25 protein-coding genes are annotated in these 22212 nt (G+C 61.8%); 16 read left to right on the plus strand and 9 right to left on the minus strand.

Annotation, left to right across the window (positions count from 1 at the left end):
• Positions 1 to 2: 2 nt before the first annotated feature.
• The 3 genes from EFQ99_RS25475 to EFQ99_RS25485 all read right to left on the minus strand — a co-directional run bounded on the left by EFQ99_RS25475 (position 3) and on the right by EFQ99_RS25485 (position 2152).
• Positions 3 to 710 carry a helix-turn-helix transcriptional regulator gene (locus EFQ99_RS25475; RefSeq protein WP_126923977.1) on the minus strand — a complete coding sequence of 236 codons (708 nt, stop codon included), beginning with the start codon at positions 708 to 710 and terminating at the stop codon, positions 3 to 5.
• Positions 711 to 758: 48 nt separating this feature from the next.
• On the minus strand, positions 759 to 1691 hold the full coding sequence (locus EFQ99_RS25480) for an NAD(P)-dependent alcohol dehydrogenase (RefSeq protein ID WP_126923978.1): 933 nt from the start codon (positions 1689 to 1691) through the stop codon (positions 759 to 761).
• A gap of 83 nt (positions 1692 to 1774) precedes the next feature.
• Complete coding sequence (locus EFQ99_RS25485; protein ID WP_245441584.1) at positions 1775 to 2152, minus strand: nuclear transport factor 2 family protein; 378 nt, start codon at positions 2150 to 2152, stop codon at positions 1775 to 1777.
• A 232-nt stretch (positions 2153 to 2384) separates the two neighbouring features.
• On the opposite strand from EFQ99_RS25485, the gene EFQ99_RS25490 reads away from it, so the two are divergent.
• The 8 genes from EFQ99_RS25490 (at position 2385) to EFQ99_RS25525 (ending at position 11632) form a co-directional block, all read left to right on the plus strand.
• Positions 2385 to 2705 (plus strand): hypothetical protein, encoded by a 321-nt coding sequence (locus EFQ99_RS25490; protein ID WP_126923980.1) that lies wholly within the window; start codon positions 2385 to 2387, stop codon positions 2703 to 2705.
• Positions 2706 to 3110: 405 nt separating this feature from the next.
• Positions 3111 to 4964 carry an ABC transporter ATP-binding protein gene (locus EFQ99_RS25495; protein WP_126923981.1) on the plus strand — a complete coding sequence of 618 codons (1854 nt, stop codon included), beginning with the start codon at positions 3111 to 3113 and terminating at the stop codon, positions 4962 to 4964.
• 72 nt (positions 4965 to 5036) lie between these two features.
• On the plus strand, positions 5037 to 6041 hold the full coding sequence (locus tag EFQ99_RS25500; RefSeq protein WP_126923982.1) for a LacI family DNA-binding transcriptional regulator: 1005 nt from the start codon (positions 5037 to 5039) through the stop codon (positions 6039 to 6041).
• 37 nt (positions 6042 to 6078) lie between these two features.
• Positions 6079 to 7371 (plus strand): ABC transporter substrate-binding protein, encoded by a 1293-nt coding sequence (locus tag EFQ99_RS25505; RefSeq protein WP_126923983.1) that lies wholly within the window; start codon positions 6079 to 6081, stop codon positions 7369 to 7371.
• Positions 7372 to 7463: 92 nt separating this feature from the next.
• The gene (locus EFQ99_RS25510) at positions 7464 to 8405 is read left to right on the plus strand and encodes a carbohydrate ABC transporter permease (RefSeq protein WP_126923984.1); all 942 of its coding nucleotides are present in this window, start codon (positions 7464 to 7466) and stop codon (positions 8403 to 8405) included.
• Positions 8398 to 9291: a carbohydrate ABC transporter permease gene (locus tag EFQ99_RS25515; protein WP_126923985.1), complete on the plus strand. Its 894-nt coding sequence runs from the start codon at positions 8398 to 8400 to the stop codon at positions 9289 to 9291. The genes EFQ99_RS25510 and EFQ99_RS25515 overlap by 8 nt, the downstream gene beginning before the upstream one ends.
• Positions 9292 to 9295: 4 nt before the next feature.
• Positions 9296 to 11008 carry a GH32 C-terminal domain-containing protein gene (locus tag EFQ99_RS25520; RefSeq protein WP_126923986.1) on the plus strand — a complete coding sequence of 571 codons (1713 nt, stop codon included), beginning with the start codon at positions 9296 to 9298 and terminating at the stop codon, positions 11006 to 11008.
• 96 nt (positions 11009 to 11104) lie between these two features.
• The gene (locus EFQ99_RS25525) at positions 11105 to 11632 is read left to right on the plus strand and encodes a sigma-70 family RNA polymerase sigma factor (protein WP_126923987.1); all 528 of its coding nucleotides are present in this window, start codon (positions 11105 to 11107) and stop codon (positions 11630 to 11632) included.
• Between the two features lie 24 nt (positions 11633 to 11656).
• On the opposite strand, the gene EFQ99_RS25530 is transcribed toward EFQ99_RS25525, so the two are convergent.
• Complete coding sequence (locus EFQ99_RS25530; RefSeq protein WP_126923988.1) at positions 11657 to 12301, minus strand: NrsF family protein; 645 nt, start codon at positions 12299 to 12301, stop codon at positions 11657 to 11659.
• Positions 12298 to 12846, minus strand: a complete 549-nt coding sequence (locus tag EFQ99_RS25535) for a sigma-70 family RNA polymerase sigma factor (protein WP_126923989.1) — start codon at positions 12844 to 12846, stop codon at positions 12298 to 12300. Before EFQ99_RS25535 ends, EFQ99_RS25530 begins: the two co-directional genes overlap by 4 nt.
• A gap of 186 nt (positions 12847 to 13032) precedes the next feature.
• Between EFQ99_RS25535 and EFQ99_RS25540 the strand changes: the two genes are divergently transcribed.
• The 3 genes from EFQ99_RS25540 to EFQ99_RS25550 all read left to right on the plus strand — a co-directional run bounded on the left by EFQ99_RS25540 (position 13033) and on the right by EFQ99_RS25550 (position 14983).
• Positions 13033 to 13281: a pentapeptide MXKDX repeat protein gene (locus EFQ99_RS25540; RefSeq protein ID WP_126923990.1), complete on the plus strand. Its 249-nt coding sequence runs from the start codon at positions 13033 to 13035 to the stop codon at positions 13279 to 13281.
• A gap of 86 nt (positions 13282 to 13367) precedes the next feature.
• Complete coding sequence (locus EFQ99_RS25545; RefSeq protein ID WP_126923991.1) at positions 13368 to 14210, plus strand: cytochrome b/b6 domain-containing protein; 843 nt, start codon at positions 13368 to 13370, stop codon at positions 14208 to 14210.
• Positions 14207 to 14983 (plus strand): molybdopterin-binding protein, encoded by a 777-nt coding sequence (locus EFQ99_RS25550; protein WP_126923992.1) that lies wholly within the window; start codon positions 14207 to 14209, stop codon positions 14981 to 14983. Before EFQ99_RS25545 ends, EFQ99_RS25550 begins: the two co-directional genes overlap by 4 nt.
• 15 nt (positions 14984 to 14998) lie before the next feature.
• On the opposite strand, the gene EFQ99_RS25555 is transcribed toward EFQ99_RS25550, so the two are convergent.
• Positions 14999 to 15754, minus strand: coding sequence for a Crp/Fnr family transcriptional regulator (locus tag EFQ99_RS25555; RefSeq protein WP_164736445.1), 756 nt, complete (start codon positions 15752 to 15754; stop codon positions 14999 to 15001).
• 328 nt (positions 15755 to 16082) lie between these two features.
• Here EFQ99_RS25555 and EFQ99_RS25560 point away from each other — a divergent pair, with 328 nt between their 5' ends.
• Positions 16083 to 16802, plus strand: a complete 720-nt coding sequence (locus tag EFQ99_RS25560; protein ID WP_126923994.1) for a Crp/Fnr family transcriptional regulator — start codon at positions 16083 to 16085, stop codon at positions 16800 to 16802.
• A 38-nt stretch (positions 16803 to 16840) separates the two neighbouring features.
• On the opposite strand, the gene EFQ99_RS25565 is transcribed toward EFQ99_RS25560, so the two are convergent.
• Positions 16841 to 17212 (minus strand): response regulator, encoded by a 372-nt coding sequence (locus tag EFQ99_RS25565; protein WP_126923995.1) that lies wholly within the window; start codon positions 17210 to 17212, stop codon positions 16841 to 16843.
• Positions 17213 to 17507: 295 nt separating this feature from the next.
• On the opposite strand from EFQ99_RS25565, the gene EFQ99_RS25570 reads away from it, so the two are divergent.
• Together EFQ99_RS25570 and EFQ99_RS36315 are read left to right on the plus strand one after the other, a co-directional pair.
• On the plus strand, positions 17508 to 17768 hold the full coding sequence (locus EFQ99_RS25570; RefSeq protein WP_126923996.1) for a hypothetical protein: 261 nt from the start codon (positions 17508 to 17510) through the stop codon (positions 17766 to 17768).
• Between the two features lie 54 nt (positions 17769 to 17822).
• Positions 17823 to 17942: a DUF6894 family protein gene (locus tag EFQ99_RS36315; protein ID WP_425376288.1), complete on the plus strand. Its 120-nt coding sequence runs from the start codon at positions 17823 to 17825 to the stop codon at positions 17940 to 17942.
• 141 nt (positions 17943 to 18083) lie between these two features.
• On the opposite strand, the gene EFQ99_RS25580 is transcribed toward EFQ99_RS36315, so the two are convergent.
• Positions 18084 to 18851, minus strand: a complete 768-nt coding sequence (locus EFQ99_RS25580) for a Crp/Fnr family transcriptional regulator (RefSeq protein ID WP_126923997.1) — start codon at positions 18849 to 18851, stop codon at positions 18084 to 18086.
• A 135-nt stretch (positions 18852 to 18986) separates the two neighbouring features.
• Complete coding sequence (locus EFQ99_RS25585) at positions 18987 to 20360, minus strand: sensor histidine kinase (protein ID WP_126923998.1); 1374 nt, start codon at positions 20358 to 20360, stop codon at positions 18987 to 18989.
• A gap of 227 nt (positions 20361 to 20587) precedes the next feature.
• Here EFQ99_RS25585 and EFQ99_RS25590 point away from each other — a divergent pair, with 227 nt between their 5' ends.
• Positions 20588 to 21334: a Crp/Fnr family transcriptional regulator gene (locus EFQ99_RS25590; protein ID WP_126923999.1), complete on the plus strand. Its 747-nt coding sequence runs from the start codon at positions 20588 to 20590 to the stop codon at positions 21332 to 21334.
• Between the two features lie 109 nt (positions 21335 to 21443).
• Positions 21444 to 22202, plus strand: coding sequence for a FadR/GntR family transcriptional regulator (locus EFQ99_RS25595; RefSeq protein ID WP_126924000.1), 759 nt, complete (start codon positions 21444 to 21446; stop codon positions 22200 to 22202).
• Positions 22203 to 22212: the final 10 nt, after the last annotated feature.

A 22212-nucleotide genomic window follows, 5' to 3' on the forward strand; every position in this document is an offset into this window, starting at 1 on the left:
GATCAGACAGCCTCCTGTGCCACCGCATCGCGTGCGTCCTGCACCTGCACCCGCCATTGTTTGACGAGGTCCCGCCTCTTGCCGGGGTAACGATCGGCCAGAAGCACCGCCTGAACGATGCGGTCGGCACGGAACATGCGGAAATCCTGGCGCAATTCGCACCACCCGGCGATGATCCGCCTGGAATCGAAGAAGGCGACCGCGATCGGCCATATGACGCGGTCGCTATCGGCATCCCTGGCGTCTCTATAGACGATCTTGAGCTTCATCTGCTGCTGCATGGCCTGGCGGAGCACCTTGAGATCGATTGCCGGCGCGGGCAGCGAGGGCAGGCCGATATGAAAATCATTGTCGATCAGCCGATGGCGCAGCTCCGGCGGCAAGACCGCCTCGATCTTGCAAAGCGCATTCTGCGCCGCCGCGCTCAGTTCCTCGTCCGTCTGGCGGGTGACCCATTGCACGCCGAGCGTGATCGCCTTCAGCTCCGCTTCGGAAAACATCAGCGGCGGCAGCGTGAAACCCGGCTTCAGCACATAGCCGAAACCGGGTTCGCCTTCGATCTCGGCGCCGATCGACTGCAGGAGCGCGATATCCCGATAGATCGTCCGCAGGGATACCCCCGTCTCCTGCGCGAGATGAGCCCCGGACACCGCCTGGCGATGGCGGCGGAGAATCTGCAGGATTTCAAACAATCTCTGGCTCTGGGACATGCTCCCATCCTAGCACAGCTTCGCCCCGCTTTCGGAAAGGGACCGGAGTCAATTCATGCGGACCAGCACCTTGCCGTTGCTCCTGCGGCCGCGCTCCAGAGCCGTCAGCGTCTCTATCGCGGCGCTGAGCGGCACGATCTCGGAGATCGGCAGCCGAAGCCTGCCGGCACCGGCGGCGCGGGCAAGCCCGTCGAGAATGTCGGCCCGCGCCGAACAGATGATCGGCTTCAGCCTGCGCTCGAAGATCGCGCGGATGAATTTGCCGGGCCTCGGATCGATGTCGAGGAACACGCCGCCGGCGCCGAGCAGGCCAAGGCCAACCTTGATCTTCATGGTGCCGGCCGTGTCGTAGACGACGTCGAAGCGATCGCCGATCCCGGACAGATCGGTCGTCCGATAATCGAACAGAGGATGGACGCCGCGTTCGCGGGCGCGCGGCATGGAGGCTTCGCCGCAGCTTCCCGAAACCGTTGCCCCTGATATCAGTGCGAGCTGGACGGCCGCGTCTCCGACGGCGCCGGCGCAACCGTTGACGAACACATGTTTGCCCGCCGTCAACTTTGCCTTGTCGATGAGACCATTCCAGGCCGTCACTCCCGGCGTTGCCAGGCAGGCAGCATCCTCGAAGGAGACCGAGCCTGGCTTCCTTGCCACAAATACTTCCGGCGCGATGACGACCTCGCCGAGCGCCCCGCCATTCCTGATATGAGCCATGCCGAATACGGCATCGCCCGGTTTGAAGCGGGTCACGCCGGGACCGACCGAGATCACCGTTCCGGAAAAATCGCTGCCCATGGCGCGCGGGAAGGTTTTTCCCGTCACCATTTTCAGATGGCCGTTACGAACCTTCCAGTCGATCGGGTTGATTGCGGCGAAGGCGACCTTCACGGCGATCTCGCCCTTGCCGGGGCTGCGAAGTTCGCATTCTTCGAGCTTCATCACTTCGGGGCCGCCGTAGCTCTGGTATTGGATTCTCTTCATGGCAGGGTGCTTCCCCCGAGCATGCGCAGCATGCACGCCGTTGTAGTGATGGTGTTCATTTGTCGAAACTTCCGGGTAGCCGCTCAGTGCGGCCTGACCGTCGCCATGTATTCGGCAAACGGTGCGGAATCGTAGATCACGTCGGTGGAGGCGATTTTCCCGCCGCTGATCGTGATGAGTTCCACTGTGAGCGCATGCGGGACAGGATGGGTGTCGGCCTCGTAGATGACCACCGCCTGATCGTCGCCGCCGTAGACGGCGAGAACGGTCATGCTCTTGATCATGCGCGCAAAGCCTTCATGGAAACCGCGAAACGCCTGCGCGCCGCTCAGTTTGCCGATCGGCGAGGAGCAGGCGACATCGTCGGTCGAGACTTCGAGGATCGTGTCGATGTCCTTGTTGGCGATCGCTTCGACATAGGTGCGTGCGATTGCGGCGGCGCGTCCGGTGTGTTCAGCCATGGTCATGTCCTTTCTCTGGTGATGTTTGGCTGAAGCGGACTTACCAGGAGCCGCTGACACGGGATGTCAGCATCAGGCATTGAATGGTAGCAGCATTAAATGTCAGCTATTTATACGCGCATTCGCGATCCCGACAATTTGCGCGACTTGTCAGCGGCATCCGCGGAACAATGATCTGTCGGCGAGGTTGGGGTGGATCAACCACGCAAGGATCCCCAAGGAGGACACCAGGATGCGTATGAAACTCGTAGCAGCTTCGCTCCTCGCGCTCGGCATGGCCACTTCAGCCTTCGCCCAGTCCAATCCGGCTCCAACAGGCGCCACGATGGATAAGAACCAGACCGACCAGGGTGGCGGCGCCACCAGCAAGATGAAGGCCAAGAAGCCGATGGCAACGGATTCGACCAAGACGAGCTCCACGACCAAAAGCACGATGAAGATGCACAAGACCAAGTGCCCCAGTCCGGTCGGCAACACCGCCAAACTCCAGACGCAGGGCGGCACGAGCAACGCCACGCCGATGGACGAGGCCTGCGCGGCGCATAACAACTGATCTCGGCTTTGGCACACACCCAAGAACCCCGCTTCGGCGGGGTTTTTTATAACCCCCGTTCTTTACGTGGCGCCATCTTTGCGGTGGCATGGAAGGACCACTGGGCTTGCTCCCTCTTCTCCCCAGCGGGGAGAAGGTGGCCCGAAAGGTCGGATGAGGGGGCCACACGGCATGTCTTCCATTGCTGTCCTATGCTTACGCTAGCCTTATTTGCGGCTTTACCTGTGGCCCCCTCATCCGCCTGCCGGCACCTTCTCCCCGAGGGGAGAAGGGAACCCTTCCACGACCTCCCATTCCTAACATTCACAATAATTCTAGTTGAGATTGCAGCGGCGAGGTGGTCCTATCCCTGCCTGCATAGCCCCGAGTCCTTCGCCCTCTCCGATATTTGAACCCGAGCGGCCCATGTCGATTTCAGATGCGATCTACCGTCCTTTCGAAACCCTGATCCGGCCGCTCGATATTCCCTATCGGCCGATGCCGTCGAAGGGGCCGGTGAGAGTGCTCCTGCACTTCATTTCGATGTTTCGCGGCGTGCTGATTGCGCTCGCGCTTTGCTCCATGGTGTTCGAGGCGATCAACCTGACGATCGTCTGGGGGCTTTCGGTCATTGTCGACGGTGTGACGCAGCAGGGCGCCTCGGCCTTTCTGCGCAATGACTGGCTGCTGCTAACCGTTCTCGGGCTGCTGATCTTTCCGGTCATGCCGATCGTGTCTTTCATGCTCAACACGTTGAACTCACACACATTGGGCATCGCCATGCCGGCGGCCATCCAGTGGCAGGGCCATAAGGCCGTCGAGCGGCAGGATCTTGCCTTCTTCCACGATCTCTATGCCGGCCAGGTATCCTCGCGGCTGCAGCAGGTCTCTTCCGCCGTCCAGTCGCAGATCCTTGCCGGCTTCCAGGCCATCCCGCGCTTCCTGATGCAGCTGGTGGGCTCGGTGATCCTGCTCAGTGCGCTCGCCTGGCAGCTTGCCGTGCCTGTTGTCGTCTGGATCGTGCTGAACGTTGCATTCACCGCCAGGATCGTGCCGATCTTCGTCGAGCGTTCGCGCCGCACCGCCAAGCAGCGCAGCCTGGTCGCCGGCGCCATCGCCGATCTCTACACCAACATGCAGATGATCAAGCAGTTTGCGGCCGAAGACAGCGAGGCGGGCGCCATCCGCCGCATCATCGGCAAGGCCGTGCAGACGCAGCACAGCGAACAGCGCATTTATCGCTCGTCGGAAGTGACCGTCGTCATTTTCAACACGCTGCTGTGGCTGAGCATGCTGGCGATCGGATTTTCTGGCCTCGTCAAAGGCTTCCTCACGGTCGGCGAGTTCGTCGGCGCGGTCTATATCCTCCACCGGCTGTCGTCGCAGATCTTCGTCTTCCTGCAGATGGGCCAGCAGATCTTCCAGGCGATCGGCACGATCAAGGACGCCATGCCCGTCATGACGACGCCGCCCACCATTACCGACCGGCCGGATGCGGGTGATCTCCAGGTCAGCCAAGGCGAAATCCGTTTTGACAAGGTCCACTTCGCCTACAAATCCGGCAAGCCCGTCATCTCAGACCTGTCGCTGACGGTTCGGCCGGGCGAGAAGGTCGGCCTGGTCGGCCTCTCAGGTGCGGGCAAGACCACGCTCGCAAACCTGCTCCTTCGTTTCTACGACATCAAGGACGGCGCCATCCTGATCGACGGGCAGGATATTCGCGCGGTCACCCAGGCAAGCCTTCGCCGCGCGATCGGCGTCATTTCCCAGGATGTCGCGCTGCTGCACCGTTCGGTCGGCGACAATATCCGTTACGGCCGGCCGGAGGCGACGCGGGAGGAGATCGAACGGGTGACTGAGATGGCGAGCGCCGATGTCTTCATCGCCGATCTTTCCGACAGCGAAGGCCGCAAGGGTTACGACGCCTTCGTCGGCGATCGGGGCATCAAGCTGTCAGGCGGCCAGCGCCAGCGCGTCGCGATTGCCCGCGTACTGCTGAAGAATGCGCCGATCCTGGTGCTCGACGAGGCGACTTCTGCCCTCGACAGCGAATCCGAAGCGGCCATCCAGGAAAGGCTGAACCTCGTCATGGAGGGAAAGACGGTGATCGCGATCGCGCACCGCCTTTCGACAATCGCGCGGATGGACCGGATCGTCGTGCTCGATCGCGGCCATATCGTCGAAGAGGGCAGGCCGGAGGCACTGGTCGAGCAGGACGGTCTGTTCGCCCGGCTGTGGAAACGCCAGACCGGCGGCTTCATCCCCGAGGAAATCGATTGAGCGGACGCCCGGCTTGACTCATCCAAGGACGATCGGGTATTGATTGGGTAATCGATAACCCATGGCGAACCCGTGACTGCTTCACTCAACGACATAGCCGCCCGCGCAGGCGTTTCCGTCAAGACCGTCTCAGGCGCCTTGCATGGCGGCTCGGCGCGCATGTCGGAGGAAACGCGCCAGCGGATCAAGGAGATTGCCGAGGAACTGGGCTATGTCACCAACTTCGCCGCGCGCAGCATGCGGCAGGGCTGGATGCCGCTCGTCGGCCTCGTTGCCGACGATTTGATTACGTCACCTTTCGCGACCGAGATCATCCGGGGCCTCGACGGGGCGGTGCGCGCTTCCGACATGGCCGTATTCGCCATGACGCTGAGCGGCCACCGCAACGTCGGATCGATCCTCGACGAGATGCGGCGCTTTCGCCCGCGCGCGATTGCCTATGCCGCGATGTATCACAAGAGCGTCGACCTGCCGGCCGAGTTTGCCGATACGGTCGGCGTCATGATCAATTGCCGGGATGCCAACGACCGCGTGACCTCCCTGGTGCCGGACGAGATAGGAGCGGCGATCGAGATCACGAGCTATCTCATCGAGGCCGGCCGTCGCAATATCGCCTTCATCAACCTGCCGGGCATTCTTGCTGGCGAATTGCGCGAATTCGGTTTTCGCCAGGCGCTCGATCATGCCGGCATCGACGGAGCCGGCGCCACCGTCTTGCCGGCGGTCGGCAAGCCTGTTTACAGCGACCGGGCACCCAGCCTCGTACCTGTGCATGTGCATGATCTGATGAAAAGCCGCCGGCCTCCCGATGCCATCCTGTGCGGCAATGACCGTGTGGCGATGGAAGTCTATGCCGCGTTGCGCCGCTCGGGCGCGACCATTCCCGATGACGTCGCGGTTGCGAGCTTCGACAATCAGGTCGAAATCGCCTCGCGTCTCGACCCGCCGCTGACCACCATGGCGCTTCCCCACCGCGCCATGGGCCGTCAGGCCGCGCAAATCCTGCTTGCCGAAGACCGGCCGCCGGTCGGAGTGCAGAAACTGCCGTTCCAGCTGGTGGAGCGGGAATCCGTTTAGAATTGAGTGAAGCCCATTCAAATGAGGAGGAATTCAAATGGGTAAACGTTTACTTCAATCCATGCTTCTGCCCTTGGCGCTGGCCGCTACTTGGGCTCATGCCGCCGACAAGACCGTCATCCAGGTCATGCATCAGGGCGATCCCGGTTTTGTCGCCGCCTATGGCAAGGTGGCCGAACGCTTCGAGGCCGCCAATCCCGATGTCGACATTCAGTTCATCTATGCCCCGCACGATGCCTATAACGAGAAGTTCAGCGCCGCCGTCGTCGCCAAGCAATTGCCCGACGTCATGGAACTCGATGCGCCGTTCCTCGCCAATTACGTCTGGTCGGGCTATCTTCAGCCGATCAAGCCGCTGATCGACAAGGACCTCCTCGACGACATGACGGAGTCCAACATCGCCCAGGGCACATACCCGATCGACAAGGACCTCTATGCGATCGGCCTGACCGACTCGTCGGTCGTTCTTTACGGCAACAAGAAATATCTCGAAGCGATCGGCGCCCGCATCCCGAAATCCGTCGACGATGCCTGGACCCGCGAGGAGTTCGAGGGCTACCTCGAGAAGCTTTCGAAGCTCGACGGGGTGAAGTGGCCGATCGACACCTTCCGCGGCTACGGCATCAAGACCGAGTGGATCACCTATGCCTATGGCCCGATCCTGCAATCGGCCGGCTGCGATCTGATCGACCGCAAGGCCTGGAAATCCGAGGGCACGCTGGATAGCGATGCCTGCGTCGATGCGCTTGCCATGATGCAGAAATGGGTCAAGAACGGCTGGGTCGTGCCGCAATCGGCGGGAACCAACCAGTTCTTCGCCGAGGACAATCCGGCGGCACTGGCGCTTGGCGGACACTGGGTCTATGCCGAGGCCGTCGCGGCCATGAAGGACAATATCGTCGTGCTGCCGCTGCCCAAATTCGGCGCCAGAGGTGCGAGCCCTGATGGCACCTGGATCTGGTCGATTACCAAGACGTCGAAACATCCCGATATCGCCGCCAAGTTCATCAGCTTCCTGCTGAAGGACAAGGAGTATCGGGCCTATGTCGCAAGCCAGTCCGGCTACCCCGGATTGAAGAGCTTCGCTGCCGAATCTCCGCTCTATGCCAATGGCGGCCCGATGGCCATCGCCTTCGAACAGGCGTCGAAGACAGCCGTCGCGCGCCCGCCGCACCCGGCCTATCCCACTATCACCTCCGCCTTCATGCAAGCGGTGGACGAAGTGTTCAATGGCGGCGATCCCAAGGAGGCGCTCGCGGCAGCCGCCAAGAAGATCGACGAGGACATCGCTGATAACGACGGATATCCGCCGTTCGGTGATCAGCAGTAACAGCCATCGGTGCCGATCGGTCGAAGCCTTGCGATGTGACCGCCACATCGCAAGGCGGGACCGGCACTTGAAGCCTGGAGAGGAGGAGCCACATGGTCATGCAACAATCGACATCGCCGTCGACAACAGTGCGAAAGGCTCCGGCGCGCCGGCATGACACGGGACGCCTGATGCAGGAAGCGGCGATGCTCGCGCCGGCCGTGATCCTGCTGACTGTCTTTCTGATCCTGCCGTTCCTTCTGTCCTTCTGGACGGCGATGACCAACCAGCCGCTGGTGCCGCGGCCGACGCCTGTCCGGTTCGTCTGGTTCAACAATTTCATCCGCATCTTCCAGGACGATCTTTTCTGGACCGCCCTCTGGAATGTCTCGCGTTTCACCTTCTGGATCATTCCGGCGCAGTGCGGCCTCGCTTTCGCGACAGCGCTGCTGCTGCATCAGAAGCTGCCGTTCCGCAACCTGCTGCGCGGCATGTTCTTCCTGCCGGCGATCACCTCGATGGTCGTGGTCTGCGTCATCTGGGGCACCCTGTTCCAGTATCCGACGGGACCGTTCAACCAGATCCTCGGCTTCCTCTCCGGTGGCGCCATCCAGCCGATCGACTGGCTCGGCGATCCCCAATGGGCGATGTTCTCGCTCGTCCTGCTGTCAGCCTGGCAGGCCTACGGTTTCCAGATGATCGTCTACCTCGCGGGCCTTCAGGGCATTCCGGACGAACTCTACGATGCCGCCAAGATCGACGGCGCCAATGCGTTCCGCCGCTTCTGGCATGTCACGATGCCGGGCCTGCGGCCGACGCATGTCTTCGTTCTCGTGATCACGACCATCCAGGCGTTCAAGCTCTATACCCAGGTCGCCATCCTCACGCAGGGCGGACCGAAAAGCAGCACCGAGACGGTGGTGCATTACATGGTCCGCGCCGGCTTCGAAGAGCAGAAGATGGGCTATGCCTCGGCCGTTTCGGTCATCCTGTTCGTCATCGTTCTCATCATCGCGCTGGTCCAGCGCCAGCTCCTGAGGCGCTTCGATGTCTGATATCGCTCTCTCGATCCCGCGCGCCCGCGTGGCGGAATCTTTCTCGGCCACACGGGTCCTTCGCTTTATCCAGGTGACCTGCATCTTCATCATCGCCTTGGTGATCGTCTCTCCGTTGCTGCTCCTGGTCGTGGCGAGCCTCAAGGATGACCGGTTCCAGATCCTGGCCGATATGGGCAGCTTCCGCGCCTTCTGGGTTTCGAACCCCACGCTGTCCAACTATGCCGAGGTTGGCCATCTCTCGGGCGAACTCGCCTTCGGACGCTACCTGATCAACTCGCTGATCATCCTGATCACCACGGTCTGTTCCGGCCTGATCGTCAATTCGATGGCCGGCTTCGTTCTGGCCTGGGGATCGCTCAAGGGTCGCGCCGTTATCCTGTCGATCGTGATTGCGCTTTATGTGATCCCGCAGGAAAGCATCATCATGCCCCTGGTGATGATGGTCTCGCGCGCTGGAATGGCCGACACCTTCGCGGTGCAGATCGTGCCCTGGGTCGCAAGTCCGCTCTATATCTTCCTGTTCTACCAGTTCTTCTCGCAATTGCCGAAGGAGCTGCTGGAAGCCGCCGAAATCGACGGCGCATCCTTCTTCCGGGCCTATCGCTCGATCTTCCTGCCGCTCAGCCTGCCCGCACTGGCGACCGTATCGATCCTCATGGGCATCGAAACCTGGAACCAGTATCTCTGGCCGATCCTCGTTACCCAGACCGACTATGCCCGCCCGATCGCGGTCGCCATCGCGACCTTCTTCGGACAGGACAGTATCTACTGGGATCGTGCGATGGCCGCTTCCGTTTTGATGATGATCCCGATCCTGGGGCTCTACCTCGTATTCCAGCGCTGGTTCGTGAGTTCCTTCATCGGCTCTGCCGTGAAAGGTTGAATTGATGACAAGCCAAGCGATGACTCCGTCCCATGACCGCGGGCCGGAGACGATCAGCGCCGTCCTGCCCGCGGGAACCACGATCCATGCCTGGATCAAGGCCCGGCATGGCAGCGCGCAGGGAAGGCTGACCGCTCATGTCGATGGCGATCCGGCCGTTACAGTCGAAACGTCAAATCCCCATGAATTCGAATTTCGGCTGCTGACGCTGGAAAGCGGCGGAGAAACCGCTCTTTCCTACGATCCCGTGACGACAGACGTCTCGGTTCTCTATGCCTTCCTTCAGCCCAGCGTTCTCGAAGAAGGCATCCGGCTGCTGCATGTCGGGCCTGCCAACGCCGCGCCCGAAATATCAGGCGGCTATCACTTCCGCCCGCCTTTCGGCTGGATGAACGATCCCAACGGCTTCGGACGATTCGGCGGCAGGCTGCACCTGTTCTACCAGCACTATCCCCATAGTCTTCGATGGAACAATATGCATTGGGGTCACGCGGTCTCCGACGATTATGTCAACTGGACCCATCTTCCGGTCTTTCTTCCCCCGTCGGACGAACTCGCCGCGCGGGCCGATGGACGCGGCGGCGCCTTTTCCGGCTCCGCGATCGCGCTCGATGGCGCAGGAGTTCGCATCTTTTTCACTGAGCATATGAAGGACCGGGAACCGGAGGAACAGGTCCAGTTCACGGCCACCACCAGCGATCTTGTCAACGTCGAGCCGGCAAGCCTGATCCTGCCTGCTCGCCCCGCCGAGCTTGGTCTGACGACCGACTTCCGCGATCCCTATGTCTTCCGGGGCCCGGACGACAAATGGAAGATGCTGCTCGGTACGCGGGACCGCGAGGGAGGCGTTATCCTGCTCTATGAGACCGATGACCCGGCCGCGGCGACGGGATGGACCTTCCTCGGAATCCTTCACCGCGAGAACCGTTTCGGGATGACGGCGGCGGAGTGCCCCTGCATGGTGCCTCTCGATGGTCCCACGAGCGACCCGTCGACACGCTGGGCCCTGATCTTCGGTCTTCTCACCAGCCGCGATCCGGCAACGGGCCGACGCAACATGACGCTTGCAAACGTCGGCCGTTTCGATGGCCGCACATTCTCAGTGGAGTTCGAGCAGGAGCTGGATTTCGGCACTGATGCTTACGCCTTTCAAGCCTTCGTCGACGGTGCCGGCCCTGTCGGTATCGCATGGCTCGCGAACTGGACTGACATATCGAAGGACATCGACATGCCGACGGCGATGACCCTGCCGCGCCGGCTGGCGCTGCAGGGCGGGGCGCTGATTACGCCGCCGATCGCCGCCACAGAAAGCCTGCGCCAGCGCCGGCTGGATGTTGAAGGACTTCTCGACGGACGAACCGTCGATCTCGCCAACGGCTCCGTCGAAATCGTGCTCGGTCTCAAGGAGGCGGGCAATGAGTTCCGCCTCGTCTTCGAACATCCCGAGGCAACCCTCGAGGTGCAGTTGAACGAGCATGGGCTGAGCATTGTTTTTTCGGTGGGCAGCGCCAAGGCATCGCCCCGCTATATCGCCGCCGGCGCACGCCCATCCACTATTCGGATATTCCTCGATGCAGGCTCGATCGAGGTCTTCGCCGACGATGGCCGCTGGACGGGAACCAAGCGGCTGCCCGGCTTCAAGGGAGTAAGTGCTGCGCGTCTTATCGCACCCGCCGGCAATGTGCTCACCGCCGAAATCTGGCAGCTCGGCCTTTGATCTCAGGAGCGGACGGCATGGCATCGCCATCTGTCCGATATCGTACGGCAACGAATAGGGTACCCGTGACTTTCCTACTCATCCAAGGAGAGAAACATGCCGTCCTTGTCTTCCATACGCCCTGCGTCGCACAACAAAGAAACTTCAGCGGTCGAATCCGAGATCGTCGTCCTGACGCCGGCTCTGCGCGCCTTTGCGCGACGGTTCGTCCGCAATGACGACGACGTCGACGACCTCGTGCAGGAGACCCTGCTGAAAGCCTTGAACTCGCTTCATCTCTACCACCCGGGCACTTCTCTCAAATCCTGGCTTTTCACGATCCTCAGAAACACCTTCTGCACCAATTATCGCCGGAAGCAGCGCGAACCCACAGGAGTCGATGCGGCGATGGAGCAGATCGCGATCGCGCCGACGCAGGAGTGGGCGCTGAAGGAGCGCGAGCTGCAGCATGCAATGGCGCTTCTTTCCGAAGACCGGCGCCGGGCGCTCACCCTGGTCGCCGCCGGAACGAGTTACGAGGATGCCGCCAGGATGTGCGGATGCCGCATCGGCACCTTGAAGAGCCGCGTCAGCCGCGCCCGCGAATCCCTGCAGTCCCTGCTCGGAAACCATCTGAGCGACTGATCGTATTTTGCCGCCCAGAGAAGACTACCAGCGGAGCAGGCGAGGGCCGGTGACGGCGCCGAGCGCGCCGGTGAGCAGGATGCCGAGCGAATACCAGATCAGCACGAAGGGCATGCCGTTTTCGGTGCAGAACCAGGAATAGACCCAGGCGCCGGCCGCTCCCGCGGCAAGACCGGCAACGAACCCCGTCAGTTTGAGATCCACGGGTGCGGCACGGCGCAGTGCCCAGACCGTGCCGGCATAGACGGGCAAGGCGAAGCCGAAAATGAGCAGCGGGCAATGGAGCGCCGAGGAGCCGAGGATCAGCACCCGGTAAGTTCCGACGGGAGCCGTCATCAGCTGGATCGCTGCAACCGCGGCCATGGCGGCAAAGATCAAGGCGAGCAGGCCGAAAAAGCGTCCCTCGGAACCGTCGGGGCGGGAGAGCCTGAAGACGGCTGAAAAGGCCGCCAAGGCGATCAGCGCGTTATAAGCCGATTTGACCCAGAACACCGGCAGCATCAGCGCATCAGGCATATCGACCCTGAGGCCTGGAATGGCGAGCATCATCAGCAGCGAGAGCCCAAGCGCCGGGAATATGCCGAGCGCCAGGCGGCGGGGCAGCGCATGACGCGGCACCGGCTTGAGGTCGCTGACCAGGTTTTCGATGATGTCATCCGTCTTCGTCACGATGCGCCTCGTAATCTCTCGCCGAGCGCCTTGAGCGCCCGGTGGATGCCGACTTTTACCGCCGATTCGGACTGGCCGGTGCGGCTTGCGGTATCGGCGACCGACTGGCCCTCCAGTTTCACCTGCCGGATCAGCTCCCGTTGCTTCGGCGATAAACCGTCGAGCAGCCGCTCGACGTCCATGCGGGCCGTCAGCGCCTCCTCGCTGAAGTCGCTTTCGATATCCTCGCCAAGCTCGGTCTCACCAAGCCTGCGTCCGCCGCGGCCGCGATGATGGTCGATCAGCTTGTAGCGGGCGATCGAAAAGAACCAGGCCGTGAAAGGCCTTCCCCTGTCATAGGTGGACCGGCGGGAATGCAGTGCCAGCAATGTCTCCTGAACCAGGTCTTCCATATCCGCTTTCGCCGCCGCAGCCATCCTGCGGCTGTAATAGCCGACAAGCAGCGCCCGCAGAGCCGCAAGCAGGCGCCGATACGCCGCCTCGTCCCCGTCAAGGGACAGAAGCATCAACGCTTTCAGGGCTTCTTCCGAATGGGCTGATGTCATGTTGTCGGAGAGTTCATTCGTAAAAACAGCCGGTCGGTTACAGGGCGGATCAAAAACAATGTCCACATCACAGCTCTATCACATAGATGTGAGGCTGTAACGCATCTCGACCCCGCCTCGAATGGGTGGATGTGAGCCATCGGCAGGGAGCCGGCGGACGCAGCAAACCCATTCGAGGAGAATTCCATGACCAAGTTTCTTTCCAGCCTTGCAGTCTGCACCTTCATCGCAAGCCTTTCGCTCGCCGGCGCCGCCTCGGCCGAAGACGCCATGAAGACCGATACGATGAAAAAGGACGCGATGCATACGGACACCATGTCGAAGGACGCCATGAAGATGGCCGGCACCAAGAAGGACTGTATGCACAAGGCCGGCATGGAAAAGGACGCGATGAAGAAGACCGACATGATGAAGACCTGCGACGCGATGAAATAAGCGCCCGCATCCGCGCGGCCGCTGAAACTTTTTCCACGGCGGTCGCGTCTTTTGCTCCTGAAACTTCATCGATCCGGAGAACGATCATGGCGACGACCGATGCCGGCAAAGAGACCGGCCGAACGCTCATCTACCGCCACAGCCTCGCCGTGCGCCTGCCGCATTGGGTGAACGTGCTTTGCCTCACCGTGCTCTTGATGAGCGGACTGCAGATATTCAACGCTCATCCGGCGCTTTATTGGGGCCAGTACGGCGCCGATAACGATCCGTCCTTCATCTCAATGGAAGCCGTCGAGGAGGGCAGCGAGGCAAAGGGGCGCACGCATATCGGTTCGCTCGCCTTCGATACGACGGGTGTCCTCGGCCTCTCCAATGTCGACGGCGAGGCGACAGCGAGGGGTTTTCCGAGCTGGCTTACCCTGCCAAGCTATCAGGATCTTTCGACCGGCCGGCGCTGGCATTTCTTCTTTGCCTGGCTCTTCGTCCTCAACGGCCTCGTCTATCTCGTCTACGGGCTGGCCAGCCGGCATTTCCGCCGTGATCTCGCGCCTGGTGCCAGGGAGCTGACGCTCGCCCATCTCGGACACGAGGTCGTCAATCATGCCAGGCTGCGCTTTCCGAAGGGGCAGGAGGCGCGGCACTACAACACGCTGCAGAAGCTGACCTATCTCGTGGTGATCTTCCTGCTGCTGCCTCTGATGGTAGCGACGGGTCTCACCATGTCGCCGGGCTTCAACGCCGTGGCGCCCTGGCTGCTCGATGTCTTCGGCGGACGGCAATCGGCCCGCACCCTTCATTTCCTCACCGCCTTCTCGCTCGTCGCTTTCGTCGTGGTGCATGTCGCCATGGTGATCCTGTCGGGCGTCTTCAACAATCTGCGTTCGATGATCACCGGCTACTACGCGATCGAACAGGGAGACGAACAATGAGCCGCCTGTTGACCCGCCGCCGCTTCCTGATCGGCTCGACCCTGACTGCCTCGGCCCTGGGGCTCAGCGGCTGCGACGCACTTGTCGAAAGCGACCGGACGAAGTCCGTCCTAAAGATCGCCGAGGGTTTCAGCATGAAGACGCAGCGCTTCCTGCTCGGCGACAACGCACTCGCCCGTGAATTCGGCGAAGCGGATCTCTCGCCGGTCTTTCGCTCGAACGGCACCAGCATGCCTGACAACCCGCAATATCTCGACTGGATGAGCCGGCAGTTCTCGACCTGGAGGCTTGATGTCGGCGGGCTTGTGGAAAAACCCGCGCAATTCTCGCTCGCGCAGCTGAAGGCGATGCCCTCGCGCACGCAGATCACCCGGCACGATTGCGTCGAAGGCTGGAGCGCGATCGGCAAATGGACGGGCCTGCCGCTCGGCACCCTGCTGCAATCGGTCGGGCTGAAACCCCAAGCGCGCTATGTCGTGTTCCATTGCGCCGACGAATACGAAAAGTCGCTTGATGGTACCGGCTGGTATTATGAGAGCATCGATCTCGTCGATGCCTTCCATCCGCAGACGATCCTTGCCTATGCGATGAACGGCCGCGACCTCGAGGTGGCCCACGGAGCGCCGCTCCGGTTGAGGGTCGAGCGGCAGCTTGGCTACAAGCAGGCGAAATATCTCACCCGCATCGAGGCGGTCGCCGATCTCGGCCAGTTTTATGGCGGCAATGGCGGCTTCTGGGAAGACCGCGGCTATGAATGGTATGCCGGGATATAACAGGCACGCGGGCTCTCAACCGGTTTTGCCGATGTGGGGCTGGGGCGCGAGGGATGGCCGCTTCGATCTCCGCAGAGGTCCGATCAGCCGCTCATACTCCGCCTCGGCCTTGCCATAGGCGTCGGAGGCGAATTCCTCCAGGCCGGCGCGGTCGCGGACGATCACCAAGCCGCGAACGGAGCGGATGAAATGGTTCCCCTCGAGGATGTGCAGCGCCGTCGTGACACTCGGACGCCTGACCGCCAGCATCAGGGCGATGAAGTCGTGCGTCAGCGCGAGCTTGTCGCCGTCGATCCTGTCGTGACACATCAGGATCCAGCGCGCCAGCCGCTCGTTGATCTCGTGAACGGCATTGGAGAGCGCGGTGAAACCGGCCTGGGTTGCAAGGACATGGACGCCCTTGTGCAGCAGGCCGGCGAAAACCGGCTGCGTCTTCATCAGCTCCGCGAGCGTGCGCTGCGGCAGCCGATAGGCGAAGCCGGGTACCTGCACGGTAACCTCCGAGACGCTGATGCCGGCATCGATCGCCGCGGCGACCGGCGCAAATCCATCGCGGCCGAACAGGCCCGCTTCGACGCGGTTGCCCTCGGGCGAGATGTTGATCACCGAGCCTACTCCCGAGCACAGGAAATAGACATGCTCGATCGGCGCATTCGCATGGACGATGATGAAACCGCTCGGCATGGCGCAGGGCTCGAGGTGAGGGGCAACGGCCGCGTATTCCTGCTCCGGCAAGAGCGCCAGCAGACGATTCTCCTTGGGGTGTATCATGTCCGCCAATGTTCGCCCTCCGGTAAGTGCGGGGCGGCCGCAGGCAGTATCATCGATTCCAGGTCGCGATCGCCGGATCGCAGGCCAGGTTCGCCATCCTAACCCGCAGAACCGCCATTGGTTCCCGCATAGAGCAGCCGCCCGCCCATCCTTTCCCGAACGTCAAACCGGCCGCACGGCCGCATTTGCGGTGTTCCTGGCGGGCGGCCTTCGCATATCGCCGCAGCCCAGCAGTCTGTACGCTATTGCACAGTGTATTGCTCAACGATTCTAGATGGTTAGGTTCGCCCGCAACGGGGGTCGCATTCTCATTAATGCGCGGACTTATATGGATGACCGACAATTGAATTTCCGAAATGAACTTTTGCGCGCCATGGGACTGCAGGAGCTTGAACTCCTGCGGCCGCATCTGGAGCCTGTCGACCTTGACGTTCCTTTGATCCTCGAAACGGAGAATAGCCCGGTCGGCGACGTCTACATGCTGGAGTCCGGGCTTGCCTCGATCGTAGCGAGATTTCCGGGCGGACGCGATATCGAGGTGGGCATTGTCGGGCGCGAAGGTATGACGGGTGCGGCCGTCATCCTCGGCGGCAATCAATCCGCCAACCGGACGTTCATGCAGGTTTCCGGCCATGGCTTCAAGCTGCCGGCATCCGTCCTTTCCCAAGCGATGGAGGAAAGCCGGGCCTTACGCAGCCTGCTTCTCGCCTATGTCCAGGCCCTGCTTGCGCAGACGACGTCGACGGTGCTTGCCAACGGCCATGCCAAGCTCGAAGAGCGGCTGGCGCGATGGCTGCTGATGGTTCACGACCGCACAGACGGCATGACCATCTGGCTGACCCACGAATTTCTGGCCGTGATGCTCGGCGTGCGCCGCGCCGGCGTTACGGTCGCCCTGCACCTGCTCGAAGGCAAGGGCCTGATCCGCTCGACGAGGCGGCAGATCGTCATCCTCAACCGACAGGGATTGATCGAAGAGGCCCACGGCGCTTATGGGGCGGCCGAAGAGGAGTATCGGCGGCTGATCGGCACGCAGCTTGCGCGTTGAGGCGGCGACGCATTCCGGTTCCGAAGGTCCTGCCACTCTCAATGATAATAGGAGGAGTCCGGCCCGAACAGGGCTGAAATCATCGCCTCGATATCGGAAGGGCGGCCGCTGACGACGAAGCCGCCCCGAGGCGTGTTGGACCCCTCGCCATGAGCGAAGATGAAAGGTATCCGGCGCGTCTCCAGCCATTCGTTCATCCAGAGCATGGCCTCGTCGGAAATCGTCACGTCGATGATTACGGCATCGAAGATCAGGCCCTCGCTCAGGCATTCCATCGCGCTGGAGACGACCACAGGGCCCGCGAGCAGCGCCTTGCGCGCAATCAATGCGTCTCTGGCACCGCTCGAAAGGAAGCTGGCCTCACCGATGATAAGGATCGTCTTGCCGGCGACCGGGCTGAGCGATTTCATGAGCGGACGCCTACGATAATCCTGGGTTGGCGGGTGGTCATGCTGATGGCGGTTCAAACAGCGGGCGGTCCGCGCCTGCATCGTGCCTACCATATTCAAGCTAGTGACGCGACGTTCATTTTCTGGTGAATGCCGAACCCCACCCGGGCGCTCTGGTTCCCCTAAAACGTGTCGCGATCCTTCGGGTTCGCCTAGCCCGCGCCTTCGCTCTTTGTTGATCCGTACGCTTCCGCACTAGCTGTTGAAATCGAAGACCCGAAGTTTAGGATTGCTGCATATAACGGGAGGAAGGCAGATGATCCAGCATTCGGAAATCACCAAGCCGGCGTTGCAGCCAGACGATGTGACGATGTTGACCGCTGTCCTTCAGGAATGGTGCCGGGAAAAATCATGCGGGATGGCGAGCCCGCAGGCGCAGCATGTTGCAAGGGAACTCGTATCCTGGTTCGAATGCGGCATTCGCGACAGGCACAGGCTCGCGGGCCTGATGCGGCACATACATCTGGATTTGCAGAACCTGCCGATAGCGAGGCATGCGCCGCCCCGTGCGGCCTGAAGCGTGGAACCAACGACGAGCTATGGCATTGATTCTGCAACGATGAGGCAGCCGATGCCAAGATTTTATTTCAACGTCGTTTCAGGAGCCGATACGGTCATCGATCCCGAAGGGTCGGAACTGGCAACCCTCGAGGACGCAAGATATGAAGCCGTGCAGGATGACGAGCCCTGATGAGCCAGGCCGTTCTTGCGGGAAGGGACATTTCTGGGAGAAGAATGCACATCTGCGACGAGGCGGGAAACGTCCTTCTGAGCCTGTCCTTCAGCGAAACCGTCGAAAGCTTCGATTAAAACATGTCGCGAGAGGACGGTGCTAAGGCGCCGCAGGCGAAACCGGAAGATCGCGCCGCGCTTTCGAGGGTCGCCGGATCGGCAAGCCGATCAGACGCTCGTATTCCCGCTCCGGAACGCCGTAGCTTCCGGCCGCGATCTCTTCCAGCCGCTCCCTGTCGAGGATCCTGACATTGGCGCGGCTCGACCTGATCGCTCCCAGTCCTTCGATCACATGCAGTTCGTTCGTGACGCCGGCGCGGCGCACGCCGAGCATGAGCGCCAGAAATTCATGCGTCAGCGGCAGGTCGCTGCCGTTCAGCCGGTCGTGGCACATCAGCAGCCAGCGGGCGAGCCGCTCATGCATGTTGTAGCGCCCGTTGGCGAGCACCGACTGAGCGAGCTGAATGTCGCAGCAATGCATATATTTGAGGAACAGATCGTTGGCGACCGGAAATTCCGCCAGGGTCCGCCTGAAGCTTTCCACGGAAACCTGCAGGCCGAATCCAGCGGCCTGCATGAAGGTCCGGTTGGGCGTCGTCTCGGTCCTCAACAGGACATGCAGTCCTGCCATGCCCTCATGTCCGATATGGCCCGCCTCGACGGCTTCGTTGTCGCCGTTGGCCGCCACCATCGAGGCGAGACCGTCCTCGATGAAACAGACGTGCCCGTTCGGCCGATCGGCTTCAACCAGAACATGTTTCACCGGAAGTTCGATTGTCCTGACATCGGCGGTCAGCATGTCGAAGGCATCGCGCGGCAAAGCCTTCAACAGTAAATTGCGGGTATCGCGCCGGTCCGGTGCATGCATGACCTTCTCCTTGCGGGAGACAGCCCGTGCTCATACCGGCGCCGTTTGGCGGTAATGGATTGGTATATAGGGCATGCCGCGCCCATTTCATGTTTGCGAGAGTTTTGTACGGTTTTGATCAGGGGCGGGAAGCCCTCAGCCCTCCCTCGGCAAGCGGATCACAAAACCCGTACCGGGCTGTCGATCCTCTATATGGAGCTCGGCCTTCAGCTGCTGCACGAGCGCGCGGACGATCTTCATTCCGAGGCTCCTGCCGTCGTTCTCGCCGGACGATACCTCCGGCGGCAGGCCTTTGCCGTCATCGGCCACCTCGAGGCGGATCTGGTCGCCAGCGCTGCGCGCACTGACGGTCACGGCGCCTGCGGCATCGGCATAGGCGTGCTTGAAGGCGTTCGTCACCAGCTCGTTGACGAGGAGCGCGATCTGGATGGCGCGGTCGGCATCGACGGCGCAGGGATCGGCGTCGACGGAGAGGATGTGGCTGGAGGTCGTCTGTTGCAGGCGTTGGCAGAGGCTGGACAGAAAATCCGCCAGATCCACTGTTTCGAGATGCGGCTGACGCCACAACTGATCGTGCACCTCGGCGATGGTTCCGACGCGCGCCTCGGCATCGCGAAGCGCCTGACCGACCTCATCCTGTTTGGCGGAGCGAGCCTGCATGGCGAGCATGGCCGCGACCAGCGCCAGGCTGTTCTTGACCCGGTGGCTCATCTCGCGAAGCATGATTTGCTGGTGTTCCTCGGCGAAGTGACGCTCGGTATCGTCTCGCAGCACCTTGAGATAGCCCGCACGCTGGGCGCGCAGCGGCATGGTCAATCCGCTGCCCCAGAATGTCGATCCGTCCTTGCGCAGGTGAAACTGCTCGTTCTCCGCGCGGCCGCGCTCGGCCGCCGCCTTCATTTCCTGTTCCAGCGCCCCCTCGGCGCGATCACCGGGAAGGAAGAGAATGCGGGCATCGCGACCGATGATTTCATCTTCCTCATAGCCGAAGATGCGACAGGCACCGGTGTTCCAGCTGATGATCTGCCCGTCCCGATCGAAGGCGAAGATCGCATAGTCGATCGCGCTTTTGAGAATGAGCTGAAGGCGCTCTTCGCTGGCGCGCAGCGCCTCCTCCTCATGCTGCGTCCGCGTCCGGTCACGAACGATCTTCATTAGGCCGTAGATCTCGCCCAACTCGTTGCGCAGCGGCATCGTCAGCCCAGAAGCCCAGAACGAACCGCCGTCCTTCCTGACGTGCCAGCGATCGTCCTCGGAGCGCCCGGTCGTGAGCGCACGCCTGATCTCCTTCTGCGCCGCCGCCGCAAGCTGATCTTCGAAAGAGAAGAGGATGGCGCTGTTCTGTCCGATGATTTCGGGTGAGGAATAGCCGAAGAGCGCTTGCGCACCGGCGCTCCAGGTCACGATGGTGCCGTCGCGATCCATCGCGAAAATCGCATAGTCCCGCGCGCTTTCGACGATGTGCCGATAGATTTCAGTCTCGTCGCTCGGAAGGGGATATTGATCCATGCCGCGCTCCCGCAATTGCCGCCAGACAACATTAGCACTCGCTACAATAAATTCATCAGGCGTGCGTTTGCGTACAAAACTCGGGAACCCTAAGCCGAGGGTTCGAGTTTAATTTCGAGCGCCTTGCAATCGGCCATTCCGAAGTTCACAATATCACGCGCGGCCGAGCGGACTTGTGGCGTTGACGGCCGAGAGACGTTGTCCTCTTGCCGATAAAGGGCAGAGCGATGCGAGCCTTCGAAAGCGAAAATCTCATTCTATCGCAGTTGACGGATCCGGAGCTTCTGGCTCTGGATCGGATACTGGAGCCGCTTCCTCTCCCACGCGATTTCGCGCTCGTCCATGTGGGCATGCCGGTCAGCCACTATTATTTCCTGGAAAACGGCATCGCCTCGATGATGGCGATGAGCCCAGAGGGAAGAAAGGCCGAAATCGGCGTGCTCGGCAGGGACGGAATGTCGCCGCCGGCCTTTACCGCGGGGGCGGAGCGGTTTTCCTTCGACGTGATGATGCAGATCAGCGGCCACGGACGTCGCGTGGAAGCCCGCGCCCTGGCCGGCTTCCTGGTCGAACGGCCCACCATACGCCGGGCGCTTTCGCGTTTTCTTCACACCTTCTTCGTGCAGGTCGCCAACACCGCACTTTCCAATGCCGTCCACAAGATCGACGTTCGGTTGGCGAAATGGATTCTGATGTGCCACGATCGCCTGGAAGGGGAGGAGATCGAAATCACGCACGAGTATATGGCGAGCATGCTCGGCGTCCGGCGCTCCAGCGTCACCGATGCCCTGCATGTCCTCGAAGGCGAACATCTCATCTATTCCAGCCGCGGCCTGGTGATCATCCGCAACCGCACCTCCCTCGAAGCCTTCGCGGCCGATGCCTATAATGTCCCCGGCGTCTCGGGCCGCGATTGGCCGCAGACTCGCCGCCACCGTCTCGCCTCGACCTATGGCGCAATTTCTCCTGTTTAAGTTTCATGCGGCGGATTGACGCACAACCCAGGCGATGATACCGATAACACAATTGGTCAGGCCAGTTGACCAGATGCGCGCTTGAGGAGAAGCCGCCGGGGAGGCCAGAATGTTTTCGCCCGTTGAATCACGCCGCCTCTACAGGCAGGTGGCGGACCAGATTCGCGTGATGATCGCGAGCGGCGAGCTTGCCGTCGGCCAGCGCCTGCCGGCCGAGCGCGAGCTGGCGGAAAAGCTGGCGGTTTCGCGCCCGACCGTGCGCGAGGCGCTGATCGTGCTGGAGGTCGAGGGTCTCGTCAACATCCGCATGGGGTCCGGCATCTACGTGGTGCGCCGGCATGCGGCGACGGCCGCGGCAAGCGAGCGCGAGCCGGTGGAGGGGCCCTTCGAACTGCTGCAGGCGCGCGCCATCATCGAATGCGCCATCGCCGAGGAAGCCGCCGGCTGCGCTAGCCCGGAAGGCATCGCGGTGCTCGACGAAGCGCTGATGCGCATGAGCGGCGGCGTCAACGATGCGGGCGCGGTCATTGCCGCCGATCGCGCCTTTCATATCGGCATCGCCGCCATGATCGGCAATGCGACGCTGATCCGCGTGACCGGCGAGATGTTCGACATGCGCATGACGCCTTATTTCGAAAAGCTCGCCAGCCATTTCGAGGGGCCGACGACATGGCGCAGCGCCGTCGACGAGCATCGGGCTATCCGCGATGCGATCGCCGCCGGCGATGCGGCGGGCGCAAGGGCCACCATGCGCGCCCATCTCACCCTGTCGCAGAAGAGGTTTTCCGAGAGCTTCGGGGAGGAGCTCTCGGGAGAGGAGAAGCGCGGCCGCGACAAGGCGCCCGCGAAAGGAAAGACCAAGAACTAAACCCGAATTC

The sequence above is a fragment of the Rhizobium vallis genome (assembly GCF_003985155.1).
GTDB lineage: Bacteria > Pseudomonadota > Alphaproteobacteria > Rhizobiales > Rhizobiaceae > Rhizobium > Rhizobium vallis.

Bases quoted from the DNA above. Each gene is read 5' to 3' on its own strand.
- EFQ99_RS25520 (WP_126923986.1), top strand. From the start codon at position 9,296: ATGACAAGCCAAGCGATGACTCCGTCCCATGACCGCGGGCCGGAGACG.
- EFQ99_RS25490 (WP_126923980.1), top strand. From the start codon at position 2,385: ATGCGTATGAAACTCGTAGCAGCTTCGCTCCTCGCGCTCGGCATGGCC.
- EFQ99_RS25560 (WP_126923994.1), top strand. From the start codon at position 16,083: ATGGATGACCGACAATTGAATTTCCGAAATGAACTTTTGCGCGCCATG.
- EFQ99_RS25485 (WP_245441584.1), bottom strand. From the start codon at position 2,152: ATGGCTGAACACACCGGACGCGCCGCCGCAATCGCACGCACCTATGTC.
- EFQ99_RS25540 (WP_126923990.1), top strand. From the start codon at position 13,033: ATGACCAAGTTTCTTTCCAGCCTTGCAGTCTGCACCTTCATCGCAAGC.
- EFQ99_RS36315 (WP_425376288.1), top strand. From the start codon at position 17,823: ATGCCAAGATTTTATTTCAACGTCGTTTCAGGAGCCGATACGGTCATC.
- EFQ99_RS25535 (WP_126923989.1), bottom strand. From the start codon at position 12,846: ATGACATCAGCCCATTCGGAAGAAGCCCTGAAAGCGTTGATGCTTCTG.
- EFQ99_RS25555 (WP_164736445.1), bottom strand. From the start codon at position 15,754: ATGATACACCCCAAGGAGAATCGTCTGCTGGCGCTCTTGCCGGAGCAG.
- EFQ99_RS25550 (WP_126923992.1), top strand. From the start codon at position 14,207: ATGAGCCGCCTGTTGACCCGCCGCCGCTTCCTGATCGGCTCGACCCTG.
- EFQ99_RS25590 (WP_126923999.1), top strand. From the start codon at position 20,588: ATGCGAGCCTTCGAAAGCGAAAATCTCATTCTATCGCAGTTGACGGAT.
- EFQ99_RS25475 (WP_126923977.1), bottom strand. From the start codon at position 710: ATGTCCCAGAGCCAGAGATTGTTTGAAATCCTGCAGATTCTCCGCCGC.
- EFQ99_RS25595 (WP_126924000.1), top strand. From the start codon at position 21,444: ATGTTTTCGCCCGTTGAATCACGCCGCCTCTACAGGCAGGTGGCGGAC.
- EFQ99_RS25510 (WP_126923984.1), top strand. From the start codon at position 7,464: ATGGTCATGCAACAATCGACATCGCCGTCGACAACAGTGCGAAAGGCT.
- EFQ99_RS25515 (WP_126923985.1), top strand. From the start codon at position 8,398: ATGTCTGATATCGCTCTCTCGATCCCGCGCGCCCGCGTGGCGGAATCT.
- EFQ99_RS25545 (WP_126923991.1), top strand. From the start codon at position 13,368: ATGGCGACGACCGATGCCGGCAAAGAGACCGGCCGAACGCTCATCTAC.
- EFQ99_RS25585 (WP_126923998.1), bottom strand. From the start codon at position 20,360: ATGGATCAATATCCCCTTCCGAGCGACGAGACTGAAATCTATCGGCAC.
- EFQ99_RS25565 (WP_126923995.1), bottom strand. From the start codon at position 17,212: ATGAAATCGCTCAGCCCGGTCGCCGGCAAGACGATCCTTATCATCGGT.
- EFQ99_RS25505 (WP_126923983.1), top strand. From the start codon at position 6,079: ATGGGTAAACGTTTACTTCAATCCATGCTTCTGCCCTTGGCGCTGGCC.
- EFQ99_RS25580 (WP_126923997.1), bottom strand. From the start codon at position 18,851: ATGCATGCACCGGACCGGCGCGATACCCGCAATTTACTGTTGAAGGCT.
- EFQ99_RS25495 (WP_126923981.1), top strand. From the start codon at position 3,111: ATGTCGATTTCAGATGCGATCTACCGTCCTTTCGAAACCCTGATCCGG.
- EFQ99_RS25570 (WP_126923996.1), top strand. From the start codon at position 17,508: ATGATCCAGCATTCGGAAATCACCAAGCCGGCGTTGCAGCCAGACGAT.
- EFQ99_RS25480 (WP_126923978.1), bottom strand. From the start codon at position 1,691: ATGAAGAGAATCCAATACCAGAGCTACGGCGGCCCCGAAGTGATGAAG.
- EFQ99_RS25525 (WP_126923987.1), top strand. From the start codon at position 11,105: ATGCCGTCCTTGTCTTCCATACGCCCTGCGTCGCACAACAAAGAAACT.